Origin of the sequence: uncultured Xanthomonas sp., assembly GCF_964278005.1 — a bacterium.
GTDB classification, from domain to species: Bacteria; Pseudomonadota; Gammaproteobacteria; order Xanthomonadales; family Xanthomonadaceae; genus Xanthomonas_A; species Xanthomonas_A sontii.
The window spans coordinates 611,919-627,285 of the sequence record NZ_CAXYKF010000015.1 but is presented as its reverse complement, the minus strand read 5'-3'; the positions used below and the strand labels follow the sequence as shown (position 1 = coordinate 627,285).

The 15,367-nt window shown below is 67.8% G+C and carries 16 protein-coding genes and 1 pseudogene; 4 read left to right on the top strand and 13 right to left on the bottom strand.

All coding sequences use genetic code 11. The annotated features are described in order from the left end of the window. The 13 genes and pseudogenes from ACHWVH_RS11260 to ACHWVH_RS11200 form a co-directional block, all read right to left on the bottom strand. Positions 1-125 (bottom strand): annotated as a pseudogene (locus ACHWVH_RS11260) (flagellin); the annotation flags it as partial. 332 nt (positions 126-457) lie between these two features. Then, on the bottom strand, positions 458-1,663 hold the full coding sequence (gene flgL, locus ACHWVH_RS11255) for a flagellar hook-associated protein FlgL (protein ID WP_017915411.1): 1,206 nt from the start codon (positions 1,661-1,663) through the stop codon (positions 458-460). Then, the gene (flgK, locus tag ACHWVH_RS11250; RefSeq protein WP_267099857.1) at positions 1,660-3,534 is read right to left on the bottom strand and encodes a flagellar hook-associated protein FlgK; all 1,875 of its coding nucleotides are present in this window, start codon (positions 3,532-3,534) and stop codon (positions 1,660-1,662) included. The genes flgL and flgK overlap by 4 nt, the downstream gene beginning before the upstream one ends. 11 nt (positions 3,535-3,545) lie before the next feature. Continuing rightward, on the bottom strand, positions 3,546-4,754 hold the full coding sequence (flgJ, locus tag ACHWVH_RS11245; RefSeq protein ID WP_152236877.1) for a flagellar assembly peptidoglycan hydrolase FlgJ: 1,209 nt from the start codon (positions 4,752-4,754) through the stop codon (positions 3,546-3,548). 1 nt (position 4,755) lies between these two features. Beyond that, the gene (locus tag ACHWVH_RS11240; protein WP_295840868.1) at positions 4,756-5,874 is read right to left on the bottom strand and encodes a flagellar basal body P-ring protein FlgI; all 1,119 of its coding nucleotides are present in this window, start codon (positions 5,872-5,874) and stop codon (positions 4,756-4,758) included. An 8-nt stretch (positions 5,875-5,882) separates the two neighbouring features. Further along, on the bottom strand, positions 5,883-6,584 hold the full coding sequence (gene flgH / locus ACHWVH_RS11235; protein WP_017908575.1) for a flagellar basal body L-ring protein FlgH: 702 nt from the start codon (positions 6,582-6,584) through the stop codon (positions 5,883-5,885). A 23-nt stretch (positions 6,585-6,607) separates the two neighbouring features. After that, positions 6,608-7,393 carry a flagellar basal-body rod protein FlgG gene (gene flgG / locus ACHWVH_RS11230; RefSeq protein ID WP_017908574.1) on the bottom strand — a complete coding sequence of 262 codons (786 nt, stop codon included), beginning with the start codon at positions 7,391-7,393 and terminating at the stop codon, positions 6,608-6,610. Between the two features lie 102 nt (positions 7,394-7,495). Next, on the bottom strand, positions 7,496-8,251 hold the full coding sequence (locus ACHWVH_RS11225; protein ID WP_394687165.1) for a flagellar basal body rod protein FlgF: 756 nt from the start codon (positions 8,249-8,251) through the stop codon (positions 7,496-7,498). Positions 8,252-8,357: 106 nt separating this feature from the next. Beyond that, positions 8,358-9,581 (bottom strand): flagellar hook protein FlgE, encoded by a 1,224-nt coding sequence (gene flgE / locus ACHWVH_RS11220; protein ID WP_043091976.1) that lies wholly within the window; start codon positions 9,579-9,581, stop codon positions 8,358-8,360. Positions 9,582-9,611: 30 nt separating this feature from the next. Further along, positions 9,612-10,286 (bottom strand): flagellar hook capping FlgD N-terminal domain-containing protein, encoded by a 675-nt coding sequence (locus tag ACHWVH_RS11215; RefSeq protein WP_017908571.1) that lies wholly within the window; start codon positions 10,284-10,286, stop codon positions 9,612-9,614. 41 nt (positions 10,287-10,327) lie between these two features. Then, positions 10,328-10,735: a flagellar basal body rod protein FlgC gene (gene flgC, locus ACHWVH_RS11210; protein WP_017908570.1), complete on the bottom strand. Its 408-nt coding sequence runs from the start codon at positions 10,733-10,735 to the stop codon at positions 10,328-10,330. A gap of 2 nt (positions 10,736-10,737) precedes the next feature. Next, the gene (gene flgB / locus ACHWVH_RS11205; RefSeq protein WP_152236878.1) at positions 10,738-11,136 is read right to left on the bottom strand and encodes a flagellar basal body rod protein FlgB; all 399 of its coding nucleotides are present in this window, start codon (positions 11,134-11,136) and stop codon (positions 10,738-10,740) included. A 156-nt stretch (positions 11,137-11,292) separates the two neighbouring features. After that, positions 11,293-12,243, bottom strand: a complete 951-nt coding sequence (locus ACHWVH_RS11200; protein WP_026143352.1) for a chemotaxis protein — start codon at positions 12,241-12,243, stop codon at positions 11,293-11,295. Positions 12,244-12,356: 113 nt separating this feature from the next. On the opposite strand from ACHWVH_RS11200, the gene flgA reads away from it, so the two are divergent. The 4 genes from flgA (at position 12,357) to ACHWVH_RS11180 (ending at position 15,035) form a co-directional block, all read left to right on the top strand. Further along, positions 12,357-13,001, top strand: coding sequence for a flagellar basal body P-ring formation chaperone FlgA (gene flgA / locus ACHWVH_RS11195; RefSeq protein ID WP_295925810.1), 645 nt, complete (start codon positions 12,357-12,359; stop codon positions 12,999-13,001). Between the two features lie 66 nt (positions 13,002-13,067). Beyond that, positions 13,068-13,385 (top strand): flagellar biosynthesis anti-sigma factor FlgM, encoded by a 318-nt coding sequence (flgM, locus tag ACHWVH_RS11190; protein WP_026143351.1) that lies wholly within the window; start codon positions 13,068-13,070, stop codon positions 13,383-13,385. A 2-nt stretch (positions 13,386-13,387) separates the two neighbouring features. Further along, positions 13,388-13,726 (top strand): flagella protein, encoded by a 339-nt coding sequence (locus ACHWVH_RS11185; RefSeq protein ID WP_026143350.1) that lies wholly within the window; start codon positions 13,388-13,390, stop codon positions 13,724-13,726. A 124-nt stretch (positions 13,727-13,850) separates the two neighbouring features. Then, positions 13,851-15,035 carry an ATP-binding protein gene (locus ACHWVH_RS11180; RefSeq protein WP_153752804.1) on the top strand — a complete coding sequence of 395 codons (1,185 nt, stop codon included), beginning with the start codon at positions 13,851-13,853 and terminating at the stop codon, positions 15,033-15,035. The last annotated feature ends 332 nt before the right edge of the window (positions 15,036-15,367 follow it).

The following is a 15,367-nucleotide window of genomic DNA, read 5'->3' as shown; positions in this document are numbered from 1 at the left end:
TTGGCGCTGTTGATGCGCAGGCCCGAGGACAGGCGCTGGATCGTCGTCGCCAGGCTGGCGCTGGTGGTGTTGAGGTTCCGCTGAGCGTTCAGCGACATTACGTTGGTATTGATGACCTGTGCCATTTTGATATCTCCTCTAAGCGATTTGTCCGGCAACCGGTTGGTGCCTGGAGTCTCCGCAGGGGGCCATCAATTTGGCCAGTGCGGCTGGTGATATAAGTAACGGCGACAGGCTCGCAACCTTTAGCGATTTACTGCAGAAAATTTGCCGTTCCGGCGATGCGCAAAACACCAGGAATACCGCGGAGAGCCTTTCTCGGCCGCACTTCGGCAAACTTTAGGGCTGCCTGCGCGTTGTCTACTTATCCAGCGGCGATGACGATCTTTGTATAACGCGAAAGGCCCGGAAGCGTTGCCGCGCTCCGGGCCTTTCTGTATATCCGGTATATCGCCGATCAGCCGAGCCGGTCGAACAGCGACATCCTTTGCATCTGGGTAAAGATGGTCTGTGCCGCTTTCAGCGCCGACTGTTCCAGTTGGTACTGGGAGATCGCCTGGGCGTAGTCGAGGTCGCGCAGCGAGGACAGGGTGGTCTTCAGGGTCACGTCGTTGGAGGCGCGCAGGTCGGTGGCGTTGTCGATCGCCGCGAGCTGGGCGCCGCCGGCGGCGCGCGCATCGATCATCTTCGACGAGGCCTGGGTGATGTCGCGCATCGACGACTGCAGACCGTTCTGCAGCGCAGCCTTGGCGGCCGGAGTAATCGGATCGGTGTTGAGCAGGTTGACCAGGTTGCTGATGGTGGAGAACACGTCCTTGGTGGTCGAGGCGCCGATCTGGAAGCTGTCGCCGGCGGCGGGGGCGCCGTCCACGCGCATCTTCAAGCCGGGCAGGCCAATGCTCTCGCCGGCGGCATAGGTGCCGGTGTTGACCACCGCGCCACTGCTGTCGCGCACTTCATAGGTGGTGGCGGCGGTGAACACGACACTGTAGCTGCTGCCGTTCCAGGCGCTGCCGGAGCCGTCGCGGCTGAAATCCAGCAGCAGGCCGGTGCCGGTGTTGCCGGCGGCCGCATGCGCGTCCACGGTGCCGTCGCCGGTGGGCACGCGCATGAAGATCTCGCTGCCGGGCAGGGTGTCGGAGACCTTGGTGTCCGGTGCCACTTCCACGCTGCGCTGGGTCTGGTTGCCGCTGTAGACCACGTTGCCCGAGACCACGGCGAACGGGGCCGCATCGTCGGCGGTGCCGCCGAACAGGTAGCGGCCGGAGCCGTCGGTGCTGTTGGACAGGCTCAGCAGGCTGTCGTGCAGGGTCTTCAGCTCCGCGGCGATGGCCTTGCGGTCGGGCGTGGTCAGCGCCGAACTATTGGCTTCCACCGTCAGATCCTTGACCCGCGCCATCAGGTCGCCGGCCTGCGCGAGCGAGTTTTCCTGCAGGTTGAGCCGGTTCTGCACGTTGTTGGCGTTGTCGCCGAAGCGCGCCAGCGCGGCCACCGTGCGGTCCAGGCTGACCGCGGTGCCCGCGGCGACCGGATCGTCGGCCGCACTGACGATGCGCTGACCGGTGGAGAGCTGTTGCTGCAGGTGCGAGATCGTCGCCTGCTTGCCGAGCATGGTGTTGAGCGACTGATTGAAGATCATGCCGCTGGAGATGCGATTGCTCATCGGACCGCGCTCAGGATGGACTGGAACAGGGTGTCGGCGGTGGAGATCAGGCGCGAGGCCGCCTGGTAGGCCTGCTGCAGCCGCAGCATGTCCGCCGCTTCCTCGTCGAGGTTGACGCCGGACAGCGAGTCGCGCGCGTCCTGTGCGCTGCTCTGGATCACGTCCTGCGCGTCGGCCGCGTACTTGGCCTGGCGCGCCGCCGAGCCGACCGTGGTGGTCAGGCCGGCCACCGCACCGTTGAGGGTGATGGTGCCGCCGTTGAAGGCCTTGGCATCGTCCAGGTTGGACAGCAGCAGGGCATTGCCGTTGTTGCTCGAGCCGACCCCGGTCGGGCCCACCGCGAAGCTGTCGCCGGCGGACGGGACGCCGTCCATGGTCAGGCTCCAGCCGTTGGCGCTGATGGTCTGGCCGGCGGTGTAGGTCTGCGGCGCGCCGCCGTTGATCGAGTAGTGGGTGGAATCGATGAAGGCGATGTTCGCCGGCGTCAGCAGGTTGGCATTGCTGGCGTTGGTCGCGGTGACATTGCTGACCTTGCCGGTGCCCTGGTTGCTGAGCGTGGCGCTGGCCTGGATCGGCGTCGCCGCGGCGATGCGCGAGGGGTCGCTGATGGCCACGGACAGCTTGCTGATGGCATTGGCGGTGGGCTGCAGCAGGAACTTGTCGCCGCTGGCGGCGGTGCCGGAGACCTGCAGGGTCACGCCGTTGACCACGAACGGATCGGCGTTGGTGCCGGAGCCGCTCATTGGGACGCTGGCGCCGGTGTCGGCGCGGCTGGCGCTCCAGGCGGTGCCGTTGTAGGTCAGCAGCAGGTTCTGCCCGTCGAGCTTGCTCAGGTCGCTGACGTTGGCGGTGAACGCCGCGGTGCCGGTGTTGGCGCTGTTGCCGTCCACGGTCGGCGCCGGCAGGTTGAAGAAATCGCCGCCCATCTGCCCGTACAGGTCCATGCCGGCGCGGTGCTGCTGGTTGTAGCTGCTGGCCACGCCGGTGGCGATGCGGCCGAGTTCGGCCTTGGTCGGATCCAGGACGTTGCTGCGGAACTCCAGGAAGCCGCCGATCTGCCCGCCCAGCGCCTTGCTGGTGAGCGGCGTCGAGCCGCCCGGCGTCTTCAGCGCGATCTGCAGCTTTTCCGGCTGGTAGGGATCGGGACTGGTGACCAGGGTCGACGCATTGGTGCCGACCACCATCGCCTGGCCGCCGGAGGTGTAGACGTTCATCATCCCGCCGTCCTGCTGGATGACGCTGCCGCCGGTGTAGCCGATGAGCTGGCCGATCATCTGGTCGCGGCGATCGAGCAGGTCCGGTGCGGCGGCATTGGCGTTGGAGCCGATCTGGCCGTTGAGCTTGGCGATCTCGGTGGCCAGGCGGTTGGCCTCGGCGGTGCCGGCCAGCAGGCCGTTGTTGACTTCGCTGCCGAGCGAATCGAGCTGGCCGTTGAGCTGCTTGAAGCGGGTGACCAGCGAATTGCCGGCGTCCAGCAGATTCTGCCGGTTGGCGCTGGCCGAGGCATTGGAGGACAGGCCGGTGGTGGCGTCGAAGAAGTTCGACCACTGCCCGGCGATGCTGGTGGCCTTGTCCGAGAACAGCCCGTCGACGCGGCTGGACAGGCTGGAGAGCTGCTTCAGCCGGGCGACTTCGCCGGTGCTGTCGAACAGGCGCGAGATCGCCAGCTGGTCGGCGACGCGGGAGACGTCGGTGATCTGGGTGCCGTTGCCGATGAACTCGCTGCCGTACTGGCTCGGGACCGTGGTCGCGAACGTCGTCCGCTGCCGGCTGTAGCCGTCGGTATTGATGTTGGCGACGTTGTGGCTGACCGTGGACAGGGCCCGCTGGAAGGCGAGCAGGGCGCCGGTACCGGTGGAGAGGATGGACATGGACGGCTACCTCAACGGCGCACGAGGCCGGACGGATCGACGGTGCTGGCCAGCACGCGCTCGATGCCGCCGGCGGCGGCGCTGCCGATCGCGGCAACCGCGCGGCCGATGGTCGGGCCGCCGGCGATGGCGGCGATCTTGGCTGCGTAGGCAGGATCGGTGGCGTAGCCGGCGCGCTGCAGGCCCTGGGCGAAGCCGCGGATGTCGGTGCCGGCCTTCAGCGCCTGCTGGTAGCGCGGATTGGTCTTCAGCAGGCGCACGTAGTCGGCGAAGCTTTCCGCCGGCGAGGAATAGGCACGGAAATCGGCGGTCTGCGACTGCTTGACCCCGTCCACGTACTCGTGGGTGCCGGTGGTCACGCGGTCGCCGTTCCAGCCGGTGGCCTTGATCCCGAACAGGTTGTTGGAACTGGCGCCGTCGCCGCGGGAAATGCCGCGGCGGCCCCAGCCTGTCTCCAGCGCGGCCTGCGCGACCAGGGCGCGCGCGTCCACGCCCAGTTCCTGCGCGGCCTTCTGCGCATGGTTCCAGATCTTGGCGACGAAGCCTTCCGGGGTGCGCTCGCCGAGGCTGGCCGCGGCGGCGTTGGCGGCCGCGGCGGCGCTGGGATCGATGGCGGTGCCGCTGTCGGCGGCCGCCTGCACGTTCGACCAGCGGTCGTCGGCACCGGCCCAGGACAGGCCGGCGCTGCCGTCGGCCGGGCTGCTGCCGATGGCCTGGTGCATGGCGCTGCTCTCGCGGCCGGCGATCATGTCCAGCACCTGCTGCTGCGGGGCGGCGGTCGCCTCGGCGCCGCTCCACGGGCCGACGCCGGCGCCGGCCGTGGCACCGGCGGCAAGCGCGGCTTCGCCCTGCAGCGCCATCGGGCCGTTGCCGGACTGGCCGGACACCAGCGAGTAGGCCTTGGCCGCCTTGGCCGCGCCCAGCGAGGTATTGGCCGGCGTGGTCGCCGCCGGCTGGCCGCCACCGAGCTGCTTGGAGATCATCGCCGCCAGGCCCAGCCCCTTGCCGTCGGTCAGGCCCTTGGCGAGCTGCTGGTCGTACATGTCGCGGAAGGTCTGGTTCTCGCCGGGGAACAGCGAATTGCCGAAACTGGCCTCGCGCATGCTTTTGACCAGCATGTTGGCGAACTGCCCTTCGAGCTGGCGCGAGACCTTGTCGATCTTGGCCGGATCGTTCTGGGTAGAGGCGTGCAGGTCGAAGGGAGCGGCCGAGATACGCATGTCAGATCACCTCCAGCTCCGCGCTCAGGGCACCGGCCTGCTTGAGCGCTTCCAGAATCGCGATCAGGTCGCCAGGCGCGGCGCCGACCTCGTTGACCGCCCGCACGATCTGATCCAGCGAGGTGCCGCCCTCGAACTTGAACATGCGGCTGCCTTCGTTGGTGGCGGTGATGGTGGACTTGGGCGTGGCCACGGTCTGGCCGCCACTCAGCGCATTGGGCTGGCTGACCTGGGTGCCTTCGCTGATGGTCACCGTCAGCGAGCCGTGCGAGATCGCCGCCGGGCTGACCCGGACCTGCGAGCCGATCACCACCGTGCCGGTGCGGGCGTTGACCACCACCTTGGCCGGTGCCGCACCCGGCGACAGCTCGACGTTCTCGATCCGTGCCAGCAGGCCGATCCGTGCGCTCTGGTCGGTGGGCGAACGCACCGCCACGGTGGAGCCGTCCACCGCATGCGCGCTGCCGGGGCCGAAGGTGCTTTCCAGCGCCGAGACCATGCGAGAGACGGTGGTGAAATCGGGCTGGTGCAGGTTGAGAGTGATCTCGCCGGTGTTGCCGAACACGTCCGGCAGCGCACGTTCCACCGTCGCGCCGTTGGGGATCAGGCCGACGCTGGGCACGTTCACCGAGATCCGCGAACCGTCCTTGCCCTGCGCGCCGAAGCCGCCGACCACCAGGTTGCCCTGTGCGACCGCATAGACCTGGCCATCGGCGCCCTTCAGCGGCGCCATCAGCAAGGTGCCGCCGCGCAGCGAGATGGCGTTGCCGATCGAGGAGACGGTGATGTCGATGGTCTGGCCCGGCTTGGCGAACGCCGGCAGCTGCGCGCTGATCGCCACCGCGGCCACGTTCTTCAACTGCGGGTTGACGTTGGCCGGCACGTTGACGCCCAGCTCGCCGAGCATGTTCTTCAGGCTCTGCACGGTGAAGGGCGCCTGGCTGGTGCGGTCGCCGCTGCCGTCCAGGCCGACCACCAGGCCGTAGCCGACCAGCGCGTTGTTGCGCACGCCGCCGACCTGGGCCAGGTCCTTGATGCGTTCGGCCGCGGCCGGCGCGGCCAGGCCGGCGCACAGGGCGACGGCAGCGATCAGGCGGCAGGGCAGGGACAGGAGAGTCATGGCGGGCCTCAGTACGGCGAGATGCGCGAGTTGAAGAAGCGGCTCAGCCAGCCCATCGCGTTGGACTGCGCGACCGCGCCGCGGCCGCCGTAGGCGATGCGCGCTTCGGCCACCTTGCTGGAGGGAATGGTGTTGTCCGGGGCGATGTCGGCGGCGCGGACCACGCCCTGCACCTGCACCAGTTCGTCGCCCTGGTTCAGGCGCAGGTTCTTCTGGCCCTGGATCACCAGGTTGCCGTTGGGCAGGCGCTGCATCACGGTCACGGTGATGCTGCCTTGCATGGTGTTGCTCTGCGCGGTGTTGCCCTTGCCGGCGAAGCTGCGGTCGCCGCTGGTGGAGTTGTTGAGGATGTTGGTGCCGTTGACGGTGAGCGGCGCGCCGAGCAGGGTCGGCGTGGCCATGGTCACCGCGTCCTTCTTGCTGATGCTGGTGTTGGCGGTGCTGCTGGCGTTGGTGCTTTCGACCAGGGTGATGGTCAGCAGGTCGCCGACGTCGCGGGCGCGGCGATCGGAGTACAGCTGCAGGCCGGGGCCGGCGGCGTAGATCGCACCCGCGGTCGGCTGCGCCTGCGGCGCCATCACCGGCACGATCGGCGCCATCGGCGCGTACGGACGCACGTCGCCGGCGGCCACGCCCAGACCGGCGCAACCGCCGAGCAGGACCGGCAGCAGCAGCGCGGCGGAGAAGGAGAGAGAGGACAGGCGCGACATGGCGGATTCCGGAGGCGAGGGGATCAGACGTTGTTGTTCAGATAGCCGAGCATCGAGTCGGTGGTGGAGATGGCCTTGGCGTTCATCTCGTAGGCGCGCTGGGTCTCGATCATGCTCACCAGCTCTTCCACCACATTGACGTTGCTGCCTTCCAGCGCGCCCTGCGCGATCTTGCCGAGGCCGTTGAGGCCGGGCGTGCCGTTCGTCGCCGGCCCGGAGGCGGCGGTTTCCACATACAGGTTCTGGCCCTGGGCCTGCAGGCCGGAGGGATTGATGAAGTCGGTCAGGGTCAGCGCGCCGACCTGCAGCGCCGCGGCGGTACCGGCGACCTGCACGCTCACCGTGCCGTCGGAGCCGATGGTCACCGACTGCGCGCCTTCCGGGATCTGGATGCCCGGCTGGATCGGGTAGCCGCTGTTGGTGACCAGCTGGCCCTGCGCATCGATCTGGAAGCTGCCGTCGCGGGTGTAGGCCGAGGTGCCGTCCGGCATCTGCACTTCGAAGAAGCCGCGGCCGTTGACCATCACGTCCAGGGCGCGATCGGTCTGCTGCTGGCTGCCCTGCTCGAAATCCTTGGCGGTGGCGACCACGCGCACGCCGGTACCCACCTGCAGGCCCGAGGGCAGCTGCGTCTGCGAGGAGCTGGCGCCGCCTGGCTGCCGCAGCTGTTGGTACAGCAGGTCCTCGAAGTTGGCGCGGTCGCGCTTGAAACCGGTGGTGTTGGTGTTGGCCAGGTTGTTGGAGACGACCGACATGCGCGTCTGCTGCGCATCCAGTCCGGTCTTGGCGACCCACAAAGCCTGATTCATGACCCGAGTTCCTCTGATGGTGGCCCCGGCACGACGCGCCGGGGGCGCAGGGAGTGATGCACGTGCCGTGCCAAACCGGCGCCGCTGGCGCCGCGGCGTGCCTTAGCCGTTCAGACGCAGCAGGGTGTTGGCCGACTGCGCGTTCTCGTCGCCGTTCTTGATGACCTTCACCTGCATTTCGAACTGGCGCTGCAACTGGATCATCTGCACCAGCGCGCCGGCGGCATCGACGTTGCTGCCCTCGAGTACCCCGGTTCGCAGCGAATTGCCGGTGGCCGGCGCAAAGGCCTTGGCCGGATCGTCGCTGACATTGCGCATCAGGCCGTCGGGCCTGCGCGTGAGCTGGTTCGCCGGTGCCTGCACCACCTTCAGCGTGGCGATGGTGCTCATCGCGGTGGGCGCTTCGCCCAGCGGCACGATCGACACCGTGCCGTCGTTGCCGATCTCCAGCGACTGGTGCGGCGGAATCGCCACCGGATTGCCCTGGTCGTCGAGCACCGCATGGCCGCTGGCGGTGACCAGTTGACCGTTCGGGGTCAGCGCCAATTCGCCGCCGCGCGTATAGGCCTCCTTGCCGTCGGCGGACTGCACCGCCAGCCAGCGATCGGCATCCAGCGACAGATCCAGTGGATTGCCGGTCTGGTGCTGGGCGCCGACGTCGCGGTTGAACCCCTGGTCGATGTGCAGCGCATCGATCCGCGACGGATAACCGGCGCCAGGAATCCGATAGGCCTCGGTATTGGCCAGCGCCGCCTTGAACCCGGAGGTCTCGACGTTGGCCAGGTTGTGCGACACGGTGGCCTGCGCCTGCAGCGACGCGCGGGCGCCGGTCATGGCGACGTAGAGGGCTTTGTCCATTGGAGGGAACCGGGAATGGGGAATCGGGAATGGCGGAAAGCGGGAGGTCGGTGGCGGGAACCGCGTTTACGATTCCCGTTTCCCCATTCCCGATTCCCGGTGGTCATCAACGCATATTGATGATGGTCTGCGTGACCTGATCCTGGGTCGAGATCACCTGCGAGTTCGCCTGGAAGTTGCGCTGGGCCACGATCATGTTGACCAGCTGCTCGGTCAGGTCGACGGTCGAGGATTCCAGTGCGCCGGACTGCACGCTGCCGAAGTCCGAGGTCGCCGGCGAGCCGGTGCGGGCGATGCCCGACGCCGAGCTTTCCGCCCAGGCGTTGTCGCCGAGCGAACTCAGGCCCTGCGGATTGACGAAGTTGGTCACTGCGATCTGGCCCAGCGCCTTGTCGGCGTTGTTGGAGTAGCGCGCGTAGACGATGCCCTTCTCGTCGATGCTGATCGAGTTGAGCTTGCCGCTGGCGTAGCCGTCCTGGGTCGCGCCGCGCAGGGCGAAGGCTTCGCCGTACTGGGTCGACCCGAACACGTTGAGGGTCAGCGACAGGGTGCCGGCGCCGGTGGAGGGCGTGAAGGTGCCCAGCGCGATCTTGCCGTCGGCCGGGCTGACCAGCGCGCCGCTGTTGGAGAACTGCAGCGTGCTGGCACCGCCGGCGGCGACGCCGTCCACGTAGTTGTAGACGGTCCACTGGTTGGGCGTGGAGGTCTTGACGAAGTACGAGGTCTGCACGTGGGCCACGCCCAGCGAGTCGTACACCGTGGTGCCGCCGCTGGAGTTGTTGTAGCTGTTGGCGTCGTTCGGATCGAACGTGGTCACCGTCGGCGGCTGGGTGTTGCCGGGCAGGGTGAAGGTCAGGTTGACCGTGCTGGTCTGCTTGGGCGGGCTGTCGGTGGTCAGCAGCTGCAGGTCGGTCAAGGTGCCGGCGGCGAAGCCGTTGCCGTTGCTCGCCGGCGGGAACACCTGCAGCCGCGCGCCCTGCGGATTGACCACATAGCCGTTGGCGTCGGTCTGGAAGTTGCCGGCGCGCGAGTACACGCGGGCGCCGTTGTTGGACAGGGTGAAGAAGCCGGAGCCGGAAATGGCCAGGTCCAGGCTGCGTCCGGTCGGATCGATGGTGCCCTGCGAGAACTGCTGGGCGACGTTGCTGACGCGCACGCCCGAACCCACCGCGTTGCGCGCCAGGCCGTAGCCGTTGAGCGTGAACTGGTCGGCGAACTCGGCGCGCGAGCCCTTGAAGCCGGTGGTGTTGGCGTTGGCGATATTGTTGGCGGTGACGTTGAGGTCGGTATTGGCCGCCCTGAGGCCGGACAGCGATGTATTGAAACCCATGGTGGACTCCTGTGGATTGTCGGCGTGGCGTTAGCTGACGCGGAGGACGTTGGTCAGCGGCGTGGTGCCGAGCCCGGTCAGATCGAGATAGATGCCGTCCGATCCGATGATGGCGCTCTCGACCGGCGCCTGGACGTAGGTGGACAGGGACAGTTGGTTGCCCTGGGCATCGGTCTGCCCAGCGGTGATGCTGTAGCTGCCGGCCGGCATGCGCTTGCCGCTGGCGTCGGTGCCGTCCCAGGCGAAATCGAGCTGGCCGGCCTTGTCGGCGGTGAGGCTGATCTTCTTGATCGGCTGGCCGGTGGCGTCGCTGACGGTGACGTCGACCACGCCGGCGGCCTTGGCCGCGACCAGGCCGCCGGTGCTGCCCTCGGCGCCCAGCGGAAGCGTCGCCGACGGCACCAGCACCTTGTGTCCGATCAGGTTGGCGCCGCGCAGCACCTGGTCAGTGCTCATCGACGAGGACAGCGCGGTGACGGTCTTGTTGAGGTCGCCGATGCCCTGCACGGTGGACAGCTGCGCCATCTGCGCGACCATCTGGCTGTTGTCCATCGGCTTGAGCGGATCCTGGTGCTGCAGTTGCTCGGTCATCAGCTTCAGGAAGTCCGCCTGCTGCAGCGCCTTGTTCTTGGTGGTGCTGGTGTTGGCCGAGGCGCTCAGGCCCAGGCTGGAATAGGTGTCGGTGGAGGTGGTGACGCTGCTCATGAAAGCGGTCCTGGGACGTGACGCGGCGGAAGGAGGGCGGATCAGCGGCCCATGGTCAGAGTGGCCAGCGCCAGTTCCTTGGCGGTGTTGAGCACCTCCACGCCGGCCTGGTAGTTGCGCGAGGCGGAGATCAGGTTGACCATCTGCGAGACCGGGTCCACATCGGGCGAATAGATGTAGCCCTCGGCGTCGGCGAGCGGATGGCCGGGTTCGTAGCGCTTGATCGGCGGTGCGTTGGTCTGGGCGATTTCCTTGACGTTGACCGAGGTCAGGCTGCTGTCGTGCGGGTTGCGCACCGCCTGGAAGATCGGCTCGATCGGCTTGTAGGCCGCCTCCGCCGAACCGGCCACCGAATCGGCGTTGGACAGGTTGCTGGCGATGGTGCTCATGCGCACCGACTGCGCCTGCAGCGCGGAGCCGGCGACGTCGAAGATCGGCAGGTTGCTCATGCTTATTGGCCCGTGATCGCGGTGAGCATGCTGCGCACCTTGGATTCGAGGAAGCTCAGCGAGGCGCGGTACTCCAGCGCGGCGCGGCCGTAGGCGGCGCGTTCGGCGTCCGGATCGACGGTGTTGCCGTCCATGCTGGGCTGGCTGGCGGCCCGGGTGATCTGGAATGGATTCAGGCCATCGCCGCCGACGGCGATGTGGCGGCTGTCGTCGACCGTGAGCTGGGTGCCTTCGCGCTGTCCCTGCGCGGCACGCATCGCCGCGTCGAAATCCAGGTCCTGGGCCTTGTACCCGGGCGTGTCGACGTTGCTGAGGTTGCTGGCGATCAGCTTCATGCGCTGCTCGCGCAGTGGCAGGGCGTCGCCATGGACGCCGAAGTAGGCTGTGATCGGATTGGACATGGCACGATCCCGCGGTTCGTTGCCGAAACCATAGGCAAGGCGCGTGCCAAAGGCGGGCGCGGGGCCCGGGAGATCAGGGGGGGGCTTGGGAGGCGGGGGACGCCCGCGCTCTATTAGAACGTCAGGCAGGCCGCGCAGCGAGACGCGGCGCCCGGGTCAGGCGGCCGCTTGCGCTGCCGCGGCGACCACCCGCAGCCGGGTCAGCACGTACTCGGCCAGCTCGTTGGGGCTGTACTTGGCCACGAAGGCATTGGCGCCCACGCGCTCGACCATCGCATTGTTGAACACGCCCGACAGCGAGGTGTGCAACAGCACGTACAGGCCGGCCAGCCCGGGGTGACGGCGGATTTCCGTCGTCAGCGTGTAGCCGTCCATGGCCGGCATCTCGATGTCCGAGATCACCATGGCGTAGCGTTCAGCCGGATTCTCGCCGGCGGCGTGGATCTGCAAGAGATGGTCCAGGGCCTGGCGGCCGTCCGACAGCAGGGTCGCGCCGACCCCGAGCTGGTCCAGCACGCTGCGGATCTGCTGCCGCGCCACCCGCGAGTCGTCGACCACCAGCACCTGCAGCTGCGGGCCGGTGAGCGCCAGCGACGGGTCCAGGTTGGCCTCGACCCGGGTCTGGGCGATGTCGGCCAGCACGCTTTCCACGTCGATCACCTGGATCAACTCGCCCTGGAAACGGGTCACCGCGGTCAGGTAGCTGGACTCGGCGCCCAGTTCCGGCGGCGGATGGATGTCCTCCACCGCGATGTTGACGATGCGTTCCACGCCGCTGACCAGGAAGCCCTGGACCGAGCGGTTGAACTCGGTCACCACCAGATAGCCTGGGGCGGTGTCCGCGTTCGGCTCGCGCTCCGGATGGCCGATGGCCAGGCCCAGGTCGAGCACCGGCACCGAGCGCCCGCGCACGTCGGCGACGCCGGAGAATTGCAGCGGCAGCCCCGGCACCTGGAACAGCTCCGGCCGGCGCAGCACTTCCTGCACCTTGAAGACGTTCACGCCAAAAAGCTGACGACCGCCCAGCCGGAACAGCAGCAGGGCAAGCCGGTTGTGGCCCGCCAAGCGGGTGCGCTGGTCGATTCGGTTGAGAAGGTCATGACTCATGGCGTTCATATCGGCGCCTGCGCGGCGGAACTTGAGGGCGCGGTCCGGATCGGTCGTGCGGTTTGCGGCACGGCCTTTGCATGGTGCCGGCGACCTTTCCCAGAGAGACGGCCATGCGCCCGATCCTATTGCTGGTCCTGCTGGCGGCGACGCCGGCCTGGGCCGCGGACTTCCAGTCGGTGGAGTCGATCCGCGCCGCGGCGCTGTCCCTGGCCGGGGCCGACGCCGATGCCGAGGCGACCCTGGACCCGTCGGTGCGGGTGCCGCTGTGCCCGGTGCCGTTGCAGGCGCAGCCGACCGGTACCACCACCGTGGAGGTGAGCTGCCCGCGCGACACCGGCTGGCGGCTGTTCGTGCCGGTCAAGGTGCGGCGCATGCAGCATGTGCTGGTGCTGGCGCGCGGCCTGTCCGCTGGAGAAACCATCGGCGCGGCCGATATCGTCCCCGAGAAGCGCGACGCGGCGCGCATCGTCGGCGCCGCGATGACCGAGCCGGAAGCGGCGATCGGCAAGGTGGTGCGGCGAACCCTGCCGGCCGGCACCCTGCTGTCCGCCACCGACCTGGTCGCGCCGCGGCTGGTCCGGCGCGGCGACAATGTGGCGCTGGTGGCACGCAGCGGCGGCCTGGAAGTGCGCATGTCCGGGCGTGCACTGGGCGATGCGGGCGAAAACGAGCGGGTGACCGTCGAAAACCTGTCGTCCAAGCGCATCGTTCAGGGAACTGTGTCACAAAATGGCGACGTTTTAGTGACGCGCTAAGAATCCGGCTAAAGTTCTCCGACGCTGTGCCGTTACCTACACCGAACCCGTAACAGGATGTCCGTCATGACCCAGAAAATTGAAGGGAGTTTGCCGAGCCCGGCCACCCTTCGCACGTCGTCCGTCTCGACCAAGGCCGCCTCCGGCGCGTCCGAGGAAGGCAAAGAGCGTGCGGTCGGTGCGGCCGCGGCCACCGATAGCCTGCGCCTGACCGGCGAAGCGTCCGGCCTGCAGACCCTGCAACGCCAACTGTCGGCCGCGCCGGCGGTGGACAGCAGCCGCGTCGATGCGGTGCGCTCGGCGTTGCAGAATGGCAGCTACAAGATCAACCCCGACGCGATCGCCAGCCGCATGATCGACATGGATCGGCAACTCGGCGCATGAACATGTCCGTGACCAACCCCCTGCAGCAGCTCAGCGACGCGCTCGCCGGCGAGCGCCAGGCGTTGTTGGATCACAACGTGGAAGGCCTCATGCAGGCGACCAGCGCCAAACTGGCGGCACTGCGCGCACTGGAGGCGGACGTGCCCGCCGGCGCCGAGGCCGAACTGCGGCTGCGTGAGCTGGCCGACGCCAATCGCGCCAACGGCGCGCTGCTGTCGCGGCGCCGACGCGAGGTCAACTGGGCGCTGCGCCACCTCGGCCGCAGCGAGAGCGCGTCGTCCTACGACGCCAACGGCGAGTCCAGCACGCCGCTCTCCCAGCGTCCGCTGGCGGTCGCCTAAGCCGCGGCGCACTCCCACTGCGGGACGCGCATCCGCCGGCGGCAACGGCGTATATTGGGCATCCATCGATCGCCCGCCGCCTGTCGTGAATTTCGCCGAAATCAATCCCAACGCACCGCTCGTCCTGCCCGCACGCGAGAACCTGCTCGCCCTGAGCGAACTGCTGTACGAAGGCGTGGTGCTGTTCCGCGCCGACGGCCAGTTGCTGCTCGCCAACAGCGCCGCGCGCCGCCATCTCTCCTCCAGCGCCGACACCGGCGCATTGGCCTCGCATCTGGCGCAGTGGCTGCCGGGCGACGCGCTGTCGCAGGCGCGCAGCAGTGGCCGCTGGAGCGGCAGCCTGCCGACCGAACAGCACGTGGTGCTGGCGCACCTGTACTTCCACGCCGACGCGGACGGCGGCCATTACCTGATGCTGATCCAGGGCATCGAAGGCCAGCAGGACTACGAGCAGGAACTGCAGCAACGCCACGCCGAGCTGCGCCAGGCCTACCTGCGCCTCAACGGCGCCCAGGAAAAACTGCTGCAGTCGGAGAAGATGGCCTCGATCGGCCAGCTCGCCGCCGGCGTCGCCCACGAGATCAACAACCCGATCGGCTATGTCCATTCCAACCTGGGCAGCCTGCAGGAATACCTGCGCAGCCTGTTCACCCTGATCGAGGCCTACGAGCGCGCCCTGCGCGCGCCGGATCCGAAGGCGCTGATCCCGGAAATCGACGACATCCGCAACCGTTTCGACATCGATTTCATCAGCCGCGACCTGCCGCAACTGATGGCCGAGTCGCGCGAAGGCATCGAGCGCGTGACCCGCATCGTCCGCGACCTCAAGGACTTCTCCTATTCCGGCCGCGAGGAGTCGTGGAAGCTGGTGGACCTGCATTCGGGCCTGGAATCGACGATCAACATCATCTGGAACGAGCTCAAGTACAAGGTCACCCTGGAGCGCCACTACGGCAACCTGCCGCTGGTGGAGTGCCTGCCGTCCGAGCTCAACCAGGTGTACATGAACCTGCTGCTCAACGCCGGCCAGGCGATCGGCGAGCGCGGCACCATCGTGGTCAGCACCGGCCAGGACGGCGAGGAGGTGTGGATCGAGTTCAAGGACTCCGGCGCCGGCATTGCGGCGGACCTGCTGCAACGCATCTTCGACCCGTTCTTCACCACCAAGCCGGTCGGCAGCGGCACCGGCCTGGGCCTGTCGATCTCCTACGGCATCGTCAACAAGCACCACGGCCGCATCGACGTGAGCAGCGTCGTGGGCGAGGGCTCGACGTTCCGGATCGTGATTCCGGTTAGGCAGCCCAAGTAGCTGGGAATGGGGAGTCGGGAATGGGGAATCGGAACAGCGGGAACACTGACGCTGCCGCTTTCCGCACCCGATGTCGTTTCAATGAACTGACCTGAAAAACGAAAGGCCGCAATGCGGCTTTTCCCATTCCCGATTCCCCGTTCCCGATTCCCGCCCCTCAGGACCCCGAATCCCGCCGCTGTTCAAGGCTCGACGGTCCGGATCGTGATTCCTGTTAGGCAGCCCTAATAGCTGGGAATGGGGAATGGGGAATCGGGAATGGGGAGTAGGAAAAGCGGGAGCGCTGACGCTGTTCGCTTTCCGTGTCGCCGATCTCGCCTCAGTGACCTGAC

Bases quoted from the DNA above. Each gene is read 5' to 3' on its own strand.
- flgL (WP_017915411.1), bottom strand. From the start codon at position 1,663: ATGAGCAATCGCATCTCCAGCGGCATGATCTTCAATCAGTCGCTCAAC.
- flgK (WP_267099857.1), bottom strand. From the start codon at position 3,534: ATGTCCATCCTCTCCACCGGTACCGGCGCCCTGCTCGCCTTCCAGCGG.
- flgJ (WP_152236877.1), bottom strand. From the start codon at position 4,754: ATGCGTATCTCGGCCGCTCCCTTCGACCTGCACGCCTCTACCCAGAAC.
- ACHWVH_RS11240 (WP_295840868.1), bottom strand. From the start codon at position 5,874: ATGACTCTCCTGTCCCTGCCCTGCCGCCTGATCGCTGCCGTCGCCCTG.
- flgH (WP_017908575.1), bottom strand. From the start codon at position 6,584: ATGTCGCGCCTGTCCTCTCTCTCCTTCTCCGCCGCGCTGCTGCTGCCG.
- flgG (WP_017908574.1), bottom strand. From the start codon at position 7,393: ATGAATCAGGCTTTGTGGGTCGCCAAGACCGGACTGGATGCGCAGCAG.
- ACHWVH_RS11225 (WP_394687165.1), bottom strand. From the start codon at position 8,251: ATGGACAAAGCCCTCTACGTCGCCATGACCGGCGCCCGCGCGTCGCTG.
- flgE (WP_043091976.1), bottom strand. From the start codon at position 9,581: ATGGGTTTCAATACATCGCTGTCCGGCCTCAGGGCGGCCAATACCGAC.
- ACHWVH_RS11215 (WP_017908571.1), bottom strand. From the start codon at position 10,286: ATGAGCAGCGTCACCACCTCCACCGACACCTATTCCAGCCTGGGCCTG.
- flgC (WP_017908570.1), bottom strand. From the start codon at position 10,735: ATGAGCAACCTGCCGATCTTCGACGTCGCCGGCTCCGCGCTGCAGGCG.
- flgB (WP_152236878.1), bottom strand. From the start codon at position 11,136: ATGTCCAATCCGATCACAGCCTACTTCGGCGTCCATGGCGACGCCCTG.
- ACHWVH_RS11200 (WP_026143352.1), bottom strand. From the start codon at position 12,243: ATGAGTCATGACCTTCTCAACCGAATCGACCAGCGCACCCGCTTGGCG.
- flgA (WP_295925810.1), top strand. From the start codon at position 12,357: ATGCGCCCGATCCTATTGCTGGTCCTGCTGGCGGCGACGCCGGCCTGG.
- flgM (WP_026143351.1), top strand. From the start codon at position 13,068: ATGACCCAGAAAATTGAAGGGAGTTTGCCGAGCCCGGCCACCCTTCGC.
- ACHWVH_RS11185 (WP_026143350.1), top strand. From the start codon at position 13,388: ATGTCCGTGACCAACCCCCTGCAGCAGCTCAGCGACGCGCTCGCCGGC.